The sequence below is a fragment of the Paenibacillus agaridevorans genome (assembly GCF_018604145.1).
Lineage (GTDB): Bacteria > Bacillota > Bacilli > Paenibacillales > Paenibacillaceae > Pristimantibacillus > Pristimantibacillus agaridevorans.
Genome location: NZ_CP075889.1, coordinates 6,990,510 through 7,010,450 on the forward strand (window position 1 = coordinate 6,990,510; position 19,941 = coordinate 7,010,450).

Genomic DNA, 19,941 nt, shown 5'->3' on the forward strand with positions numbered 1-19,941 from the left:
CTCCATAATTATTATGTCTAGACCAAGGGGAGAAAAAAGGTAAATGTCGTTCCCTTCTTGTCATTGCTCTCCACTTCGATCTTGCCGTTATGGGCGGTCACGATCTTGTGGCAATAGGACAAGCCGACTCCCCAGTTGCTGGAGGAGGCTTTCGTCGAGAAGAAGGGGGAGAACACGTCGTTGATATGCTCGGGCGCGATGCCGGGGCCGTTGTCCTGGATGGAGATAGCCCCCCACTGGTCCTGATCCTCTATCGTAATTACGATTTCTCCGTCCGACTGGCCCTTCAAGGATTCCAGCGCATTGGTAATAATATTGCAGCACACCTCGCTCATATGGGCAATATCCATGTAAGCCTTGCTTCCCAGCGACTCGCGTATCACCTGGATCGAAACCCGGCTGTCGGAACTGGCTAACGTGGCCAACGCTTTCTCCACGGGAACGTGCAGCTTTGCAAGCTCCATAGTTAACGAGATGCTGTTCAGTTTGCTTGATGCGCTGCTCAGCGTGTCATAGGACATGAGACAGGAGTTCATGATCAAATCCAGGCTGTACAAGGCCTCGCAGTCATCGGCCAGCTTCTCCTTTAAATATTCGGCTTCGGATTTAATGGCGAGCAGATGATTTTTGATGGAATGGGTAAACGCTTTTACGCCGAGCGAAGCGGTTTTGATCCGCTTGTTAATATCCGCATTGATATTCCGATAATGAACCTCCATCGAGTGGTAGCGCGAAAAAGTGAAGATCATCGTCCCCAGAGCGACAATGGATACGATCGGGAAAATATTGATATCGTAAATAATATTGCTGGTTTGAGGCTTCAAATAGTTGTGAAATTCGCGAATGAATGTCGCCTTCACCAGCACCTTCGGGGCCCAATAAAACATGATCGTATGGATCGCCGCCGCCGGAATGAGACAAAGCAGATGGTAGAGCATATACCTTCTCAAAAATTTGACATGCACGTTTCTGAAAAAATGGATAAAGAGCAGCAGGAACGCAACGATAACGACGCCGTGCTTCAGGACCATGGAGGCGGCGTTAATAATGTCGCGAATCTCGTTAAAAGCAAGCGTCTGGGGATATCCGGCGTCGTAGTAACGGTTTTGCAGCGACAGGTTGATGGCCGGGTCAAAATAAAGCAACTGAAGCAACGCCAGGATGCCGATCGGGATATAAATCGCCAGATTTTTTAATTTCCTTCTGCTCATCGTATAGGAGACCGAGAAAAGCAAAAAGGAATAGCTGAACAGAATGACGCCCGCATTCATCAGCCGAATTTGCACGCTGGGGTTGAAGTTTTCCAACACAAGCCTGTTCCATGATCCCGGGCTGAAATCATAAAATTTGCTCACGACTTCGAAATATACATTAAAACTACTCATATAGAAAATATATGAAAAAAAGGATAATAACCAGCCGATAATAATCCCGTACAAAAAATAAGTCGATAAACTGTTGAGCCTTTTGTAAGTAAATGCGATGGTTAAAAGCAGCAAAACGATGGATAAATAAATCAAAGGAATCGTCGCCTCCTGCAAAGGGGGTATAAAAGATTCAACTTATTTTCCTCAATGGTATGCGCTTACAATGTGAGTGAGAGGAAGTATAACACGCCTGAGAGGGGATTGTAAAATGAAAAAGAGATGGTCAAATGTTCTAATTCTTTCACTTATTACCGGATTGTTGGCAGCCTGTTCGTCTAATGGGGGATCAAACAGCTCTACCGCCGGCTCCACCCAATCGCCGCCATCGAACACTGGCAAAGAACAATCGGCGGGCGAAGGGAAGTCGGAAGTTGTAAACTTCACAATTCCAGTACTGCCGGATGATCTGGAGGCCTTCCAAACCGTATATAAAGAATTCGAGAAGGAATACCCGAACATCAAGATCGAATTCATCACATTTCCTGCAGGACAGTTCTATTACGAGAAGCTCAGAATTCAATTGTCGGGCGGCGTTGAATACGATCTGTTCGGCGGCGTATTGGATTCCCTGGTCGACACCGGCATCATCGAACCGCTGGATGAGCTGATTAAAGCCAACAACATGGATGTGTCGGGATTCGGAGAGATGTTCGAAGGGATGAAAATAAACGGCAAATCTTACGGGCTTCCTTACCGGAAATCCAACTGGATGTTGTATTACAACAAGGATCTGTTCGATCAGGCCAATGTCCCGTATCCGGACGAAGACATGACCTGGGATGAATTCCGCGCCACGGCCAAGCAATTGACGAGCGGATCGGGTCAAGACAAGATCTACGGCGCTTACCTGCATCAATGGGCTCAAACCTGGTACATGCCGGCGGTCCAGGGCGGAACAACCATCATCGACAAGGATATGGAGCCGTTCCGGGATGCTTTGCAGTTCCGGCTGGATCTGGAGAAAGACGGATCGATCATGAAGTGGTCGGAGCAAATTACGACCGGAGCGCATTATAACGCCGCCTTCCAGAAGGGAAATGTGGCCATGAATCTGATGGGCGATTGGCATGTTGCGCAATTGAGGCAAGCGGAGGCGGAAGGAAAGATCAGCTTCGATTGGGATATCGCGCCGCTGCCTCATCCGGAAGGGGTGGAAAGCAACACGACGCTGGAGCTCCCGGTTGCGCTCATGATCAATAAAAATTCCAAGCACAAAGAAGAGGCATTCAAGGTCGTCGAATTTATGACCGGCAGCAAAGGCGCGGAAATTTTCGCCAAGCAAGGCTATTTGACGGGCTTTACGAACGATGCGGTTAGAGAGGCGTACTCCGGAGACGGGACGCTTAAGCCGGAGCATATCAACTACTTCAATGATGCCAAGGCGGTTCCGGAATACCCTATGCTGCCGGGCGTGAAGAACATTATCGTAAACGGAATCTTTAAGCAAGAAGGAGAGCTTGTCTTCGTCGGCGAGCAAACGCCGGAAGAAGCGGTAGCCAAAATCGCGGAACGCGTAGCGAAGGAATGGGGCGGCATCTATGCCGACCAGTTCTCGATTGACAAATAAAGCGACATATTCAGGACAGAAAATGTAAAAACGGATATCAATGGGCAAGCACGGTTATTGGATCAGGCTTGCCCATTGATCAAGGAGTGGGTTCAACTTGAAAATCAAAAAACAAAGAACGATGACGCAGCGCAACAGGCTGACGGGTTATATGTTTTTGCTTCCGAATATTATCGGGTTTGCGCTTTTCGTATTCGTACCCGTTATAGCTTCCTTCTTGATGAGCTTTACCGAGTGGAACGGCTTTGGACCGTTTAAATTCGTGGGCCTCGACAATTACCTGAAACTGTTCGATGATGACAACTTCAAAATTTCGCTCATGAACAGCTTGATCTTTACGATTCTATCCGTACCGCTCACGCTGTTCCTGGCATTGATCATATCGGTATGGATGAACGCCGGCATCAAATTCGTCAAGCTGTTTCGTACGGCGGTGTTCTTGCCCTATGTCACGGCAACAATCGCCGTAGCGGTCGTGTGGCAGCTCATTCTCAATCCGTCTATGGGGCCGGTCAACCAGATGCTGCAGGCGCTTGGCGTCACGGAGCCTCCGGGATGGTTCTCTTCGTCCGCATGGGCGTTAATATCGGTGGCCATCGTTTATATCTGGCATTCCATCGGGTACTACATGGTGTTGTATTTAGCAGGACTTCAAGGCATTCCTGATCATCTATATGAAGCGGCGGAGCTGGACGGCGCGGGGCCGATTGCGAAGTTTTTCCGCGTAACGCTGCCTATGCTATCTCCCATTATCTTTTTTACCGTGATTATCGGCGTCATTAATTCGTTCAAGGTATTCGACTTTATCTATGTGCTTACCCAGGGTGGGCCGGGGCGATCAACGCAGGTGCTTGTGTATACGATCTATAATGTTGCGTTCAAGCAATTCAGCTTCGGTTATGCGTCCGCGATGGCCTATGTATTGTTCCTGGTCATTCTTGTGTTCACCTATGTGCAGTTCAGAGGCCAGAAGAAGTGGGTGAACTACTAATGAGAGAAATGGAGAGAGACAGAATGCCGCTTCCGCTCGCTGCTAACAAAATAAGTCGTTCATCGATGAAGCGTGCCCGGAAAATCAAGCAATTATCGCTTTATTTGGTTTTGACGCTCACGTCCGCGTTTATGATCCTGCCCTTTATTTGGATGATCTCGGCGTCGCTCAAGGCAGAACATGAAATATTCGGTTTTCCGATCAAGTGGATCCCGGAAAAATTTTATTGGAGCAATTACGCGGATGTGTGGACCACGATTCCGTTTCATCTTTATTACTTGAATACACTCAAAATCGTAGTGATTACCATTGTTATCTTGCTTTTCACTTGTTCCATGGCGGGGTATGCCTTCTCCAAAATCAAATTTCCGGAAAGAGACGGCTTGTTTTTTGTTTATTTGGCCACGCTCATGATTCCTTACCAGGTCATGATGATTCCGCAGTTCGTCTTAATGAAGCAATTCGGCTTGATCGATTCGCATTGGGCGTTGATCGTGCTGGGTGCCGTGAGCCCGTTCGGCGTATTTTTGTTTCGTCAATTTTTCTCCTCCATTCCGGATGAGCTGCTGGAAGCGGCCAGAATTGACGGGCTTAGCGAATTCGGCGTTTACTTGCGCATTATATTGCCGCTTACGAAGCCGGCTATTGCGACACTCGTTATTTTCTCGTTTATGCATACCTGGAACGACTTTCTCGGGCCGCTCATTTATTTGACCTCCGATCGTCTCTATACGCTTCAACTGGGCATGCAGCACTTCATTGGCGAATATACCACGCAGTACGCTTTGTTAATGGCGGCAGCCGTGTCCTCGATTATCCCGACCATTATTGTATTCGTGGCGGCGCAGGATTATTTCGTAAAAGGCATCGTAGGTTCAAGCGTGAAGGGATAAAGGAAGGAGGCGCGCGAATGACAAGGCAACGGCCGAATATCATCTATATTTTTGCCGATCAGTGGCGCAGGCAAGCCGTCGGATTCATGAATGAAGACCCGGTATACACGCCGCATATGGACCGATTTTCGAAGGAAGGGCTCGTATTCACGCAAGCTGTAAGCTGCACGCCCTTATGCTCGCCGCACAGGGCTTCGCTCATGACGGGCAAGTATGCGCTATCCACCGGCGTGTTTACCAATTGCAAAACGGGTCTGAACATGATGCTTTCCCCGGATGAAATCGGGATCGGCGACGTATTGAAGCGGGAAGGGTTTCGGACCGGCTATATTGGAAAATGGCATCTGGACGAGCCCGAACGGAACAAGGCGGAGCAGCCCTTGTCCGGAGCGGATGATTGGGACGCTTACACGCCGCCGGGGCCGAAGCGGCACGGCTTCGATTATTGGTATTCTTACGGGGCTTCCGACGAGCATCTGACTCCGCATTATTGGATGGATTCTCCCGAGAAGATTAAGATCAGCGAGTGGTCTGTCGAGCATGAGACGGACAAGGCGCTGTCTTTTCTAGAAGAGAATTGCGGAGGGGAGTCGCCCTTCTCGTTATTCCTGTCCTGGAATCCGCCTCATAGCCCGTTTCATCTGGTGCCCGAACGCTACAAGAAGCTGTATGAGGGTACCGTGCCGGAGCGGCGGGAGAATGTCGTCATCCGGGAACCGTTCCTCGTGCATACGGGCGAGACCATTGCTGGCGGAGAACAGAGATGGGAGGAGAACGCGAGCGATTATTTCGCGGCCGTCTCCGGCATCGACGATCAATTCGGCAGACTCATGGAACGGCTGGAGCAACTGGGCATCGAGGAGAACACGATCGTGGTGCTGACCTCCGATCACGGCGAGCTTCTCGGCTCGCACGGCATGATGGCCAAGCATTCGTGGCATGAAGAGTCGATAGGCGTCCCGTTCGTCATCAGATGGCCGGGCCGGATTGCGACCGGCGCGACAGCCGAAATTTTGAACACGGTGGACATCATGCCTACGTTGCTCGAACTGATGGACATTCCGGTACCCCGTACCGTAGAAGGGCATTCATTGGCCGCGCATATGAAGGAGCATGACGAGCTTGGCGGCAGGATTACTGATGAAGCCGCAGGGAAAGAGCGCAGGGCGCTGATCAGCGCATATCCCGGACGGCTCGCCGCGATTACGGCATTCCGGGAAGCCGGGCTCAATCATCTGGCGTATGGCTGGCGGGGCATTAGAACCAAACGATATACCTACGTGGTGGATAAGGGTTATGCTCCGGGCGAAGGCGAAGCGCGCTGGCTGTACGACTTGCAGGAGGATCCCGCGCAGCAAAATCCGATTGCGTTGAAGCACGCGGCGGAGCATCCCGTTGCCTCGGAGCTGGAGAAAGAACTGAAGGAGCGGCTAGCCGGGATTGGGGATCCATTCGAGATATGATGCCGGTCTGGATCAAACGATAGGAACAACAGAATGATGCGATGCGGAGTGTGACATAGCCATGAAGGCGGAAACCATTTATACGGATATAACGGTAATTGGCGGCGGGCTTGCCGGCGTATGCGCGGCGGTAGCCGCAGCCAGGCTGGGCCGTACGGTGGCGCTGGTGCAGAACCGGCCGGTCCTGGGGGGCAATTCCAGCAGCGAGGTGCGGGTATGGGTATGCGGCGCGACCAGCCATGACGTGAACCGCTACGCTCGGGAGACGGGCATTATGGGCGAGATGTTCGTGGAGAACCAGTATCGGAATCCGGAAGGCAATCCGTATCTGTGGGATTTAATTGTGCTCGAGACGGTGCTGGCGGAGAAGAACATCCGGTTATTCCTGAATACGGATGTTCACGAGGTGGAAGTAGCGGAATTGGTGGCGAGTCGCGAGACCGAAGGAGATGATTGCGACAACGGCCGGATCGCATCGGTAACAGGCTGGATGATGGGATCGGAGCGGCGAATCCGCTTTATCGGCGAGATGTTTCTGGATTGCACGGGCGATGGGCTGATCGGTTTCCTGGCCGGAGCCAACTATCGGATCGGGCGCGAGGCGCGCCATGAGTTTAACGAGGATTGGGCGCCGGAAGTCGCCGACGATATTACGCTGGGCAGTACGATTCTGTTCTATACGAAGGATGCCGGGCAACCGGTCAAGTATATTCCGCCAAGCTTCGCCAAGGATATTACCCAGACCTCCATCCCGGTGCGGCGCGTCATACGCAGCGGCGATTCCGGCTGCCACTATTGGTGGATCGAATGGGGCGGAGAGCTGGATACGGTGCATGAGAACGAGCGGATCCGCGACGAATTGTGGTCGGTTATTTACGGAATCTGGGATTATATCAAAAATTCCGGGAAGTTCGAGGCCGACAACATGACGCTGGAATGGGTGGGCTCGATTCCGGGCAAACGGGAATACCGCCGGTTCGTCGGCGATTATATGCTCAATCAGAATGACGTGATCGGACAGACGCCGTTTGAGGACCGCATTGCCTTCGGCGGCTGGTCGATCGACCTGCATCCGCCGCAAGGCATGTATGCGCAAGCGAGCGGCTCCAAGCATTATCACGCCGACGGCATCTACCATATTCCGTTCCGCTCGCTTTACTCCAATAATGTGGAGAATCTCATGTTCGCGGGCCGGAATATTAGCGCCTCGCATGTGGCGTTCGGCACGACGCGCGTAATGGCGACATGCGCCGTCATGGGCGAAGCGGCGGGCACAGGCGCGGCGCTTGTCGTACAGCACGGAGTAACGCCGCGCGAGCTGGGCCGCCGCCATCTGACGGAGCTGCAGGAGACGCTGCTGCGACAGGATGCGTCGGTTATTGGCCTGCGAAGCCGCGATTCGCTAAACAAGGCGCGGTCGGCAACGGTGACCGCGTCGAGCGTGCAGCGGAGCATAAGCGTGGAGGAGCCGGCAGAAGCGTATCCGCTAATCAACGCCGTCGGCATCCTGTTCCCGGTGACGAACCGGCTGGACCGGCTGTCGCTGCTGCTGGATTCGGCCGAAGCGACGGAACTGACCGTCACGCTTTACGGAACGGGCCGAAGCGAGAACTATATTCCGGCAGAGCAGCTGGAGTCGAGCACGGTCAAAGTGGCGCCGGGCGAGCGGCAGTGGGTCGCATTCCCATTCCAATATGAGACGCAGGAGCCGCTTAATCTGTTTGCCGTAGTAGAAGCGAACGAAGCGGTAATGCTATACACGAGCGGAGAGCCTTTTTTCGGGATGCTGAGTTTCGAGAAGAAGGTAAATGATTCGTCGGATTTCTCCGAATTTATGGATACGCAGCTAACCATGATCTGGACGATGAAGCGGCTGATTCGCAAGCCATTCTGCGCGATTGTGGAACCGGCTACGGAGGCTTATGCCGCAGAGTCGGTCGTTAACGGCTATATCAGGCCATACGGCGGACCGCAGCTGTGGATGTCGGAGCGTCTGCGGGAGGGCGCCCAGGAATGGGTGTCGCTGGCGTGGGACGAACCGATTGCGCTATCGGAGATTCAACTGATTTTTAACGATGACGTGAACCAGGACCTGATCAATCTGCATCACTTCCGTACGCCGTTCGACGTAATGCCGGAGCTGGTGCGGGACTACCGTGTGGAAGTATGCATGGGCGGTGAGTGGACCGTATTGCTCCGCGAGAAGGACAACCGGAAGCGCAATCGCGTTCACCGGCTAGAGCAGCCTGTTGCCGCCGAGCAAATGCGCGTCGTCGTGGAAGCGACGGCCGGCTCGAAGCATGCGCAAATTGTGGAGATTCGGGCATACGAATAAGAAGAGCGGAGCCGTGCCTGAGGCACGGCTCTTTCTTACCACATAAGAAAGTATAAGTTTTCGGTCTTCGAAAACGGCTTTCTTATTAGCGATAAAACCTACCTTTAAACGCGGTCGCTCATCGTTGAGAGGCCTCGATAGAGGTTTTCTCATAATTATAGAATTTATAAATTTTCGGGGTGGAGCGCGAATTCAGTCGCTGTCGCTACGGCGTGCGTACGTGCGCGATAGCGACAAACGAGGGACGGAACTCAGAGCCCTTATTTCGGCGAATGGAGGGGTAACGGCAGGGCTAGCGGAACTCAGAGACTTTATTGGTTGATAATAAGGGGGATGGGGTGCGATTGATATGGAATAAGAGTGCTCAGTTCCGTAAGGGTACTCGAAACCCTTGATTTGGCGAAAATAACGTCGCTCAGTTCCGCACAACTATTTAGTTTGATTAATAAGCTCGTTTTGTTCACTCTTTGTTGCCATAGGGCTTTGCATTGCAAAGCTCAAGGCCGCTCATCTCCAAAAGGCCCACCGTATATCGCATCGGAAAATAGAGGGAAAATCCCCCTCTAATCTGGAAAAATCGGAATATCGGCTCCGCTTTGAGGGAAAACCTCCCTTTAATCGGGGCGGTTCGACCAGAAAACAGTGATTCGGCCAGAATTAGAGGTAGGATTTCCCTCTAAAGAGCAGTCAAAGGCGGAGACGAGGATATTAGAGGGAGTTTTTCCTCTTACTCGAGAGAACGAACAGATAGGAGTGACGCCATTCCCGCTAGCCCGTTTTACCTTCCGCGTCGACCTGCCGCAATCGTCGATATTCAGTCGGCGAGATGCCGGTCGTTTTTTTGAACAGACGGTTAAACGAGGTAACGTTATGGTAGCCGACTTCCCGGGCGATGTCGCTCACTTGCCGGGCTGTCTCCGTCAGCAATTCCTTCGCCTTCGCCATCCGCAGGCCGTTCAAGTGGTCGATGAAGTTGGTGCCTGTTTTCTCCTTGATGTAGGTGGACAGATAGGCCGCCGACATGTTCAGATCGTTCGCCACTTGCTCCAGGGAAATATCCGCTCCGAATCCCGTCTCCAGGGAGTGCATGACCCGCGAGATGACGGGGGCTTCGCCCGAGACTGTTCGCATGGACAGCGCGACGGCCACCGTCTCGGCCAGCCGGGCCAGCTGCGAGCGATACTCCTCGACGGTATGGCAGGCAGCCATTTCCCGCCGGATGGAGCGGATCGTCCAGCCCACCTGGGGCTCCGCTTCGTCGCCCAGATGGCGAAGCTCGTCGGTCAGTATAGCCGCCAGTCCCTCCGCCACTTCATGGTATTGACGCACCGCGGCCCCGGATTCCCGCATGCGCTCCAGCAATTCTTCGACCACGTCGACGGCCGCTTCTGCTTGCCCCGCTTGCAGGGACGAAGCCAGCTTGTCCGCTTCCTTCTCCGATAAACGAGGCGTCTCCGGCAATTCCCGCGGCGCCGTAATCAATTGCGTCTCTTCCTTCGGCAGCGCTTGTCCGGCCCAGCTTCTAACCTGCTCGTAAGCATGGCCGAATTGCGAAGCATGCTCGAAGCGGGAGCTGACGGCGATCGTCACCGCGCAATAGGAGGAGCTTTGGTCCAGCAGCTCTTTGACCTCGGCCAACATAGCCGAGATGGGCTCAGAACGGCCGTCCCGGACGACGGTGAGAATCTGATGATGCTCTAGCTGGAAGGTATGCGAGCCCGGGCAATAACGCTCGACGGCCGCCCGGATGTGCTCACGAACGGCCAGCGAGGCGTGCTCGGGCCGAATGTTAAGCCGGGCCATCGCGTCTCCGCGGAATTTCAGCTCGTATAGAATCAGATCGTAGCTGCCGTCGGTCTCCGTCGTCATGAACTCCTTCCACTCCCCCAAATCCTCGTTGATGTTCTTGATCCGGCTCATGTAGCCATAGCTGGTCAATATGGAACGGTGCCGTTTCATCCTCCCTTGTACTTCTTCTCGCTCCTCCATTAAATGAAGAATGCGGCTTTCGATCGCCTCGTATTCGCGAATGCCGCTGCCTGCCGCCGGCTGCAGGCGCGAGGATTGACCTGCAGCGGCGGCAAGCAGCCGGTCAACCGGTTTCTTGATCCGCCTGCTGAAGTAATGGGAAACGGCGGTCGCGAGGAGAAGCGTGCAGACGAACACGGCCGCCGACCACCAGAACCATTGGCGCAGCTCGGCGGATGCCGTCGCGTAAGTAATCGTCGAATAATACGACAGACCGTCGGCCGTCGTTGTTCGGAACCAATAGAATTGGTCGTGGAGCAGATGATCGGACCCGTTCTTAAAAACAGGGATGTCTCCCTCCGGCAATCCATTCTGATACAACATTCGACCGTCGTTATCCGCAATAGCGATCGATCGGTCCGCCGCCTTGCCTGCGAAAGCGGACATGGCCTTGTCCACGTTGAGCAAAGCGATAACCTGAAATTCCTCGCCCGGCAGTTTGAGGCTGATGGGCAGAATAGCGGGTCCGTCCGCCACATCGGACGAGGGGAGAAAGCTCCGGGCCGGGTATAGGGTCAAAAATGACGGACTGCTCAGCTGATCGCGCCAGAAGGAATGGGAGTAGCCCGGACTTGCATAGGCTCTCCCGAACATATCCGAGGCGGAGCTGCTGCCGTCCTGATCCACGGCGAAGTCGCCGATGCCGTAATGGACGATGATGCCTTCCAGATAAAACAACGGATTATAGGCGTCCGCGCGCAGCATATTGGAGATGCGATAGGCGGATAAGTAATTGGCTTCGTCCGCGCCGTAAGAGCGCAATTGCCGATTGAACTCGCGCACCGTGGTATCGTTATAGATCGTATTCAGCAGTGCTTTCAACTGGGCGATATGCGTTTCATATCTTTCCGCGACATCGATTAACGCGCGATGATTGTTGGCGACGACGTCCTTCTGCAGCCGGGATTGAAAGAACGAGAACAACAAGCCGTTAAACAGCGAAAACAAAATAATGATGCATATAAAAGAGACAAGCAGCTGTCCGTACAGCGTGCGAGGTTTCGAAAAACGAAGCTTCATTATGAGAGCACTTCCTTTCCCTGCGGAGCTAAAGAGAGTATCACGCAAGTCCTTCTATCGTATACGAAAGCGGCCCGAAAGGCTGTGACAGGCATGTTGAGTGTTTGTAAAAAAGGAATCGAAAAAAAGGATAAGCATCAAAAAAAACGTCGATTTCGCTGCATAAAGCCGCGTTATATCATAAATTTGCGCCTCATGCGGACAGGCGGAGGCGGCGTGACGAGAAGGGATGATTAAAGCGGTGGACGACAAGCGATACGGAAAGCGGAATTCGGCCATCCTTGCCATTCTTCTTATTATGGCCGCCGTCCTGGTCTTGCTGTCAGGCTGCAGCGTTCGGGAGAGGCAAGCCGAAGGACAGCGAGGCGAAGAGCAGCAAGCCGATGAGGCAAGTGAGGCGGCGGAAGGAATGCCGATTGCCCGCGATCGAATCGCGCTTACGTTTTTCACCGGCCAGTCACCGAATAATATCGGCCCGTACGAGGATAAGCTGGTATGGAAAAAGATGGCGGAGCGGTCGAATATGGATATCGACTTCCGGCTGATTCCCTTCGAGGTATTGGCCAACCAGCGGGCGCTAGCGCTCGCGGGGGAAGAATTGCCGGATGCGTTCTATTCGGCGAAGATTGTCGTCCGCCGAGCTCTATATGTACGGCAGGAAGGGCGTGCTTATCCCGCTTGACGATTATTTGGCCGATCATGCGCCGAACTTTTATGCCTTGCTGGAGCAATATCCCGAGCTGAGGCAAGGATTGACCATGCCGGTCGGCATGCCGTTTTGGGTGAACGGGAAATGGCTGGAGCGGCTTGGCATGCAAGAGCCCGCTACGACGGACGAACTGCTGGCCTATTTGCGGGCAGTGAGGGACACCAACCTGAACGGCAATGGCGTGCAGGATGAAATTCCTGTAGCCAGCGTCGGCATCACGCCCCTGCTGGACCAGCTTAAGGGAGCATTCGGTCTTGGCAATCGCGGCATCGCGCATCGGTTCGTCGACGTGGACGAGGAGACGATCCGCTGGATGGATTATTTCTTCGGAGAAGAGGGAGCGACCTTGTTTTTTATGGGCGAAGAAGGACGCACCTACGACAAAAAGCCGGATGGCTCGCTTGTATTCAAGGAGAGCATTGCGCAGGCGGAAGGCGGCTTGACGCTGGATCAGGCGCTGATTCCTTACGTCACCTGGATGGGAGGCAGCTATCCCGGCTTTGTACGGGAAGCGTACTTTCAAGGATCGGAGACGAGACCGGAAGCGATGGCGTCGGCGGAGAAGGCGAGACCGTACATCCCAAGCGAGGTATGGGGCCGATTCAACTTCACCGAAGAGGAGTCGCTCTGGATGTCTACGGCGGGACTGGACATCTAACGGTATGCGAACGAGGCGGAACGCGAATTCGTGAACGGCACCCTGCCATTAGGCGAGTGGAAGACCTATGTGTCGAGGCTGGAAGCGATGGGGCTGGATCAATATATTTACGAACAAGCCTACGAGAGATATGAAGCAACATTACGATAACGATTGGGAGCGTGTAGGATCGTGAAAGCAATGAATGCGAGACATTGGAAAAAATGGCTGTCGGGAGCGACGGCGGCGACGCTGCTGCTCGGTGCCGTTCCGGCTCCTGCGCCGGCAAGCGCGGCGCCGGATGCCCCCAAGCTGATGATTACGGAGCTCGTGCCGGATTCCAGTAATCTGCCGGGCGTCGAAAAAGCCACGGACGGGTACGAATTTATCGAAGTTTATAATAACAGCGATGCCCCGGTCGACTTCCGGGATTACTCGCTAATCTATCATTACATCGACGACAAAGGGGAAAAAACGACGCCATGGCCGCTTACCTCGCCGGACACGGCGACGAGCATCCCGGCGTACGGAACGATCGTGCTCTGGGTCATGAACGCGGACAACACGAAGGAGCCCGTGGTCAACTTCAATGGCGAGTACGGCGTACATTTGACGGAAGGCGTATCGTTGTTCCGCGTCAATGGCGGAGGCGGCATGAGCAACAGCGCTCCGCGCGACTTGATCATTAAGGACGGAGAAGGCAATGTCGTATCGTCTTCATCCTATCAGAACGATGATCAGACAAAGCCGAACAAGGGCATTTTTTATACGTATCCCAAAGATGGAAGCACGGCTATGGTCATGATGGATGGCCCGGGAATGTTGGCTGCCACGCCGGGCTCCGTAACGACGGATCAGGTGCCCGACAACGGTCAGACTCCCAACCTGCCGCCGGTTATCGGCCATGCGCCGGTTACGGAAGCGACCTACGAATCCGATCTGCTCATTACGGCGACCGTCGAGGATCCCGAATCGGCTGCCGTCACGGCAAGCGTCTACTATCGGAACGGCTTGGAGGGCGCCTTCGCGAAGCTCGGCATGGTAGCGAATAACGGCGTCTTCGCCGCGGCGATTCCGAAGTCTGCGCTGACTTCGCCGTTGCTTCAATACTATATTGAAGCATCCGACGGCACAGCGAGCTCGACCACCCGCACTTACGACGTGGCCGTGGAGACGGACGATTTTGACTATGGCAAAGTGCCGCCCGTCTTGATTACGGAGCTGGTGCCGGACAGCGAGAACGTAAGCTCGACGGTGAGCAGCGACGCCTATGAATTCGTAGAAGTATACAACAATACGGATAGAGAGCTCGACTTCGCCAACTACGGCCTCTTCTACCGCTATCCCGACAAGGGGCCGGCCGGGGACGTGGCATGGCCGTTGGCGGAGAAGGGCAAAGTCGTGATCCCGCAAGGGGAATCCATCGTGCTCTGGATTACGAATCCCGCCAACCAGTCGACCAAGACGGCGGCGGATTTCAACGCCAACTACGGCACGGCGCTGGAAGTGGGCGTGAATCTGTTCCGGACGGAAGCCGTGGACGGCATGGCCAACGGCTCGGCCCGCGACCTGATCGTCAAGAACCTGCTGGGACAAGATATCGTGGTCGCTTCTTATCAGAATGACGATCAAACGAAGAAAAACATGGGCATCTTCTACTCGTACCCGTTTGACGGTACGGCAAGCATGCGCATGCTGCCGAACCCCGGCACGGTTGCCGCGACGCCGGGAACGGTAGCGGCCGAGCAGACGCCGGCGGTGCCGGTTCATCTGCCGGACGGCTCGGAGAACGAGACGCCGGTTATCGCGAATATTTCGCATGCATTCGTAGCCGGCGGCCTGGAAATCACAGCCGACGTTACGGATCCCGACGGTCCGGAGGCGCCTCAGGCCAAAGTATTCTACCGGACGAAGTCGCAATCCGCGTACGCCAGCGTGCCCATGAATCCTTCGGGCGGCGAGTTCAAGGGACTTATTCCGTCTTCGGTACTCGTCGAGGACGCGGTCTATTATTACATCGAAGCGGCGGACGGCCTTGGCCGGACGACGTCCGAAGAGACCGAGGTTAAGGTGGAGCTCGGCGACTTCGATCCGCAATCGGCGCCCGAGCTGCTGATTACGGAGATTGTGCCGGATTCGACGAACGTGGGGAGCGGCGACGGCTACGAATTCGTGGAAGTGTACAACAACACGGACGGTCCCGTGAACCTTAAGGATTACCGCATGAATTACCGGTATACGGATTCCGGTCCATCCGCCGACGTTATTTGGCCGACGGACAAGGAAGACGTCGTGATTCCGGCGGGCGAGACGGTCGTCTTCTGGGTCATCAACGCCTACAACGGCGCTTCGACGGCAGCCGATTTCAACGCCAACTACGGCAACGCCGGATTGACGGAAGGCGTCAATCTCTTCCGGATGTACAGCGACGGCATGGCCAACGGCGGCAAGCGCGGCATCGTGATCGCGACGAACAGCGGCATCGAAATTTCGTCCGCGTATTATGACAACGACGAAGAGACGAAGGCGAACATGGGTATTTTCTACAAATACCCGCTGGACGGCACGACCACGATGATCAAATACAGCGCGGGTCTCGAATCCGCTACGCCGGGCAAGGTGGCGCCGGAGCAGATTCCGGCGATTCCGGTTCGGGTTCCGGCGGACAACGTTAATCCAACGGCTGCGGATTTGACGACAGTCGCGACGATCGACCAGTCGAGAAACATCGACCTCGTCGCGGACGCGAAAGACGATCGCATCGTCAAGACGGTGGCGCTGTATTACAAGGACAATCGCAAGGAAGATTATACAAAACGTTATCTAAAGCGGAGCTACAACGATTCGTTGTATCGCCAGACTTTGTTCAGCCCCGAGTTGATCGGCCGCGATTACATTGACTATTACTTCGAGGTATCCGACGGCACGAATACCGTCAAGACGGCCACGAAGCGGGTCGACGTAACGGGAGGACCCGAGCTGTCCGATCTGCGTCTTAACCTGAAGGAGAACGAAGTCGTCTCCGGGGATCTCATCCTGCGGGGAACGGGCAAGGACGTGCCGTGGAACGAGTTGACAATGTCCGTCGACGGCAACGAGTTGTCCGGCGGCACGTATGCCGCTCTGGAGAGCGGAGCGTTCTTCGCTTTCGAGACGCAGGGCGTCAATTATTATTTCAAAAACGCGGTCGTAGCGGACGGGGAAATTATTCATACGTTCCTGGATCCCATCGACAGCTGGTCGACGCTGACCGTGCCGATCTCGGCGGACTCCCTGAAGGAAGGGGGCAACGTGCTCTCGATCTACGCCGGCTCCAAGTCGGGACCGTTCGACGATCGTCCGGAAGAGAACAAGGACGACTTCGAGATCCGGAATATTCGTCTCGTGCTGGCGGACGGAACGGAGCTGTACGATCCGAATTTCAGCAATCCGCAGCAATCGCTTAAGATGGGGGACAGCGCGGGCAAGCACGAATTCCTTGACTTCACGTTCACGCTTGAGGCCGAGAAGCTGGCTTCCAAGGCATACGTTTGGCAGACGGCGGGCATCGAGGACGGCGATCACGTATTGACGCTGAGCCATCCCGATTACGAAACTTTGACGCGCAACGTGAAGGTGGATAATACGGCTCCTTCCATTGTGCCATCCGTAGAGGAAGGCAAGACGTATCGCGGCGCATTCGATCTGGATGCCTTGGTGACGGATGCTATCGCGGGCCTGGAAGCTACAACGGCTACGCTGGACGGAACGTCCGTCGCGCTTCCTTACGCCACCTCCTCGGCGGCGTTGACTCCAGGCGCCCATACTTTTGTCGTGAAGGCTGTCGACAAAGCAGGCAACGAGGCTTCGTTTTCCGTAAGCTTCGAAGTGCCGGAAGAGAATCCAGCCGCGCCGGAGGTTGTCGCGCCGCTCCACAATGCGGGCAATATCGGAAATGCGGCGACGCTGACCGTCAAGGCGAAGGATCCGCTGGGCGATCTCATGCGCGTCATGTTCTTCCGCGGCTTCAACTATGACGCCAATGCGTCGGCCGGCTTCCAAGGGTACCGCGGCGCGTCCGATACGGAGCCGCCGAAGCGGGAAGTGCCGGGCGGCGAGAAGGCGTTCACGGCGGATGATTACGAGGCGATCGGAAGCGAGGACGGCAAGTATCTCATCGACGACGCGACGGAGCAATTCCCGTACCAGCGATTCGAGATAACGCTGGACGCCTCGGTGAAGGACAGCGATCTTGTGGACATTCGCTGGAAGGGCAAGTCGCTGGAAGGACGCAAGGTTAGCTTGTACGCATGGAGTTCGGCAGATGCGAAGTGGATGATCCTGGATTCCGTCATCGCGGGCAATGAAGACTTCGAGCTGGGCGCGGAGGTAGCGGCGGGCGTTTATCGTCAGCGGGCTGCCGAGGGTTCCGGCGATTCGGACCGTATCGCGCTCATGGTACAGGACGAGCTGCCGGTATCGAACGATCCATACGACTTCTCGTTCGTCTGGATGTCCGATACGCAGTATTATTCGGAGACGTATCACAAGTATTACCGCGACAATGTGAAGTGGATCGTCGATAATCTGGACGAGCAGAAGATTCGCTACGTTATTCACACAGGCGATATCGTCGACGAAGCCGATCAGGAATATCAATGGATTGAAGCCGACACGAACATGAAGGTGCTTGACGATGCGGGCGTGCCGTACGGCGTACTGGCGGGCAATCATGACGTCGACCATCAGAAGGGCACGTACGACGAGTACTGGAAGTGGTTCGGCGAAGACCGTTTCGTGAACCAGCCGACCTTTGGAGGTTCTTACAAAAATAACATGGGCCACTACGATCTTATCTCCGCTGGCGGCAACGATTTTATTATCGTCTACATGGGCTGGGGCCTCGCCGACGAAGAGATCGAATGGATGAACCAGGTCGTGAAGGCTCATCCCAATCACAAAGCGATTCTGGCAATGCACGAATATTTGCTCGTATCTGGCAACCGCGCTCCGATCGCGGACAAAGTGTACGAGGAGGTCGCGCTGCCGAACCCTAACGTGTTCGCCACGTTGTCCGGCCACTATCACGATGCCGAGCTCAAGACGGACGAAGTGGATGATGACGGTGACGGCAAGGCCGATCGCAAAGTGTATCAAATGCTCGCCGATTATCAAGGCGGGCCGGATGGCGGCCAGGGCTACATGAGGCTGATGCAGTTCGACATGGCGAACGACAAGCTGCATATCAAGACATATTCGCCGACGTTGAACGATTACAACTTCTACGATCCCGCAGAGTACCCGAGCAAAGACGAGTTCTCGCTTGATCTGAATCTGGACGCGGAGACAAAGCGCGTCGCGACGGATTACTTCGGCGTTCGCGTGTACACGGAGCAGAAGATTGGCGATACTCAAGCAACGGAGAGCGGTAAAAATGCGTCGGTGACATGGGGAAGCTTGGCCCATGACGCAAGCTACGAATGGTATGCCGTAGCGGAAGACGATTACGAGGGCCGTACTCGCTCCGACATCTGGCGCTTCTACACGGGCAAAGCTCCGGAGCAGCCGGGAACGGATCCGGGCACGAATCCGGGGACGGGTACGCCTCCGACAAGCGGCGGCAATGAAGGCGGCGCGGACGCGAAGGACGGCGTCATTACCGTCAAGCCGGGCAAGGCTTCGGACGGAAGCCCTGTCTTTAAGGTGAACGAAACTCAAGCAGGTGAAGCGATTAAGAGCGCGGCAGGGAAATATGTCGATATCCAGCTGCGGGCGGATACTTCTTCGGGGGAACAGCTTGTATTGGAGCTGTCTGCCGAAGCGATCGAAGCCTTGCTGGAAAGCGGCAAGACCATTCGCGTCGTTACGCCTCGCGTAACGGTCGAATATCCGGTCGGCGCGATTCCTCAGCAGGCGGGAGAAGGCAATGGTTTTGTACGACTGCGCGTCGATATCGGGGAGACAAAGCTGACGGAAGATGCCGTCGCCGACGCCATTAAGGATGACAAGGCGCTGCGCGGAACGGGCATCGTGTACGATCTGACCATGGTTTACGTTGGATCGGACGGCAAGGAAACGCCGATCTCATCGTTCGGCGAAGAGGTCATCGTGACGCGTACGCTGACGGCCGAGGAGACGAAGGCTAAGGATCCGGACTACGCCGGCGTCTATTATCTGGACGGCTCGGGCGGAGCCGACTATATGGGCGGTTCGTTCAAGGGGAACACCGTAATCTTCCGGACGAAACACTTCTCGAGTTACGCCGTGATGGAATATCGCAAGACGTTCGCCGACATGGACGGCCATTGGGCGAAGGACTACGTCGGCAAGCTGACCGCGAAGCATGCCATTACGGGCATTGACGGCACGAGATACGCTCCCGACCGCGACGTGACGCGCGCGGACTTCGCGGTTATCGCGGTGAAGGCGCTCGGATTCCTGGGCCTTGAGGCCGGACAATCCGAATTCCAGGATGTCGCATCAGGCAAGTATTATGCGGCATACGTGGACAAAGCGCAGGAGCTGGGACTGGTAACGGGCTACGGCGGTCGCTTCCGCCCGGAGGAGACGATTACCCGGGAGGAAGCCGCGGTCGTGCTCATGAGGCTGTTCGCTTATCTGAACGAGGATGAAGCGGCAGCCGGCGACGAAACGGCGTTCGTGGACATCGCGGAGGCGTCCCCGTGGGCGCGCGAAGCGATCGAAGCCGCGCAAGCGCTGGGTATCGTAGGCGGCAAGGGCGATGGACGTTTCGATCCGCATGCGGACGTGACGCGCGCCGAGATCGCCAAGATGATCACGCTGGCGATTCAATAACAAATAGGGATGGTTCCCATGGCCGAGCGGTTGGCGGCGGCGGGGACCATCCCTTTTTTTGAGGAAATGAACAAGT

10 protein-coding genes are annotated in these 19,941 nt (G+C 55.1%); 8 read left to right on the forward strand and 2 right to left on the reverse strand.

Annotated features, from left to right (window positions below; genetic code table 11):
- Window positions 1-17 precede the first annotated feature (17 nt).
- The gene (locus KJW29_RS28135; RefSeq protein ID WP_214627143.1) at window positions 18-1,520 is read right to left on the reverse strand and encodes a sensor histidine kinase; all 1,503 of its coding nucleotides are present in this window, start codon (window positions 1,518-1,520) and stop codon (window positions 18-20) included.
- 115 nt (window positions 1,521-1,635) lie between these two features.
- Between KJW29_RS28135 and KJW29_RS28140 the strand changes: the two genes are divergently transcribed.
- The 5 genes from KJW29_RS28140 to KJW29_RS28160 all read left to right on the forward strand — a co-directional run bounded on the left by KJW29_RS28140 (window position 1,636) and on the right by KJW29_RS28160 (window position 8,676).
- The gene (locus tag KJW29_RS28140) at window positions 1,636-2,994 is read left to right on the forward strand and encodes an ABC transporter substrate-binding protein (RefSeq protein ID WP_214627144.1); all 1,359 of its coding nucleotides are present in this window, start codon (window positions 1,636-1,638) and stop codon (window positions 2,992-2,994) included.
- Window positions 2,995-3,091: 97 nt separating this feature from the next.
- On the forward strand, window positions 3,092-3,985 hold the full coding sequence (locus KJW29_RS28145) for a carbohydrate ABC transporter permease (RefSeq protein ID WP_246608414.1): 894 nt from the start codon (window positions 3,092-3,094) through the stop codon (window positions 3,983-3,985).
- Window positions 3,985-4,878: a carbohydrate ABC transporter permease gene (locus KJW29_RS28150; protein WP_246608415.1), complete on the forward strand. Its 894-nt coding sequence runs from the start codon at window positions 3,985-3,987 to the stop codon at window positions 4,876-4,878. The genes KJW29_RS28145 and KJW29_RS28150 overlap by 1 nt, the downstream gene beginning before the upstream one ends.
- A 17-nt stretch (window positions 4,879-4,895) precedes the next feature.
- Window positions 4,896-6,341 (forward strand): sulfatase family protein, encoded by a 1,446-nt coding sequence (locus tag KJW29_RS28155; protein WP_214627145.1) that lies wholly within the window; start codon window positions 4,896-4,898, stop codon window positions 6,339-6,341.
- 61 nt (window positions 6,342-6,402) lie between these two features.
- Window positions 6,403-8,676 (forward strand): FAD-dependent oxidoreductase, encoded by a 2,274-nt coding sequence (locus tag KJW29_RS28160; RefSeq protein ID WP_214627146.1) that lies wholly within the window; start codon window positions 6,403-6,405, stop codon window positions 8,674-8,676.
- Between the two features lie 768 nt (window positions 8,677-9,444).
- Here the strand turns inward: KJW29_RS28160 and KJW29_RS28165 are convergent.
- Window positions 9,445-11,724 (reverse strand): helix-turn-helix domain-containing protein, encoded by a 2,280-nt coding sequence (locus KJW29_RS28165; protein WP_214627147.1) that lies wholly within the window; start codon window positions 11,722-11,724, stop codon window positions 9,445-9,447.
- Between the two features lie 229 nt (window positions 11,725-11,953).
- Between KJW29_RS28165 and KJW29_RS36305 the strand changes: the two genes are divergently transcribed.
- The 3 genes from KJW29_RS36305 to KJW29_RS28175 all read left to right on the forward strand — a co-directional run bounded on the left by KJW29_RS36305 (window position 11,954) and on the right by KJW29_RS28175 (window position 19,865).
- A complete protein-coding gene (locus tag KJW29_RS36305; protein WP_246608416.1) occupies window positions 11,954-12,406 on the forward strand; it encodes a hypothetical protein in 453 nt (150 codons plus the stop codon).
- Window positions 12,330-13,091: a type 2 periplasmic-binding domain-containing protein gene (locus KJW29_RS36310; RefSeq protein WP_246608417.1), complete on the forward strand. Its 762-nt coding sequence runs from the start codon at window positions 12,330-12,332 to the stop codon at window positions 13,089-13,091. Before KJW29_RS36305 ends, KJW29_RS36310 begins: the two co-directional genes overlap by 77 nt.
- A 180-nt stretch (window positions 13,092-13,271) precedes the next feature.
- The gene (locus KJW29_RS28175) at window positions 13,272-19,865 is read left to right on the forward strand and encodes an S-layer homology domain-containing protein (protein WP_246608904.1); all 6,594 of its coding nucleotides are present in this window, start codon (window positions 13,272-13,274) and stop codon (window positions 19,863-19,865) included.
- Window positions 19,866-19,941 lie beyond the last annotated feature (76 nt).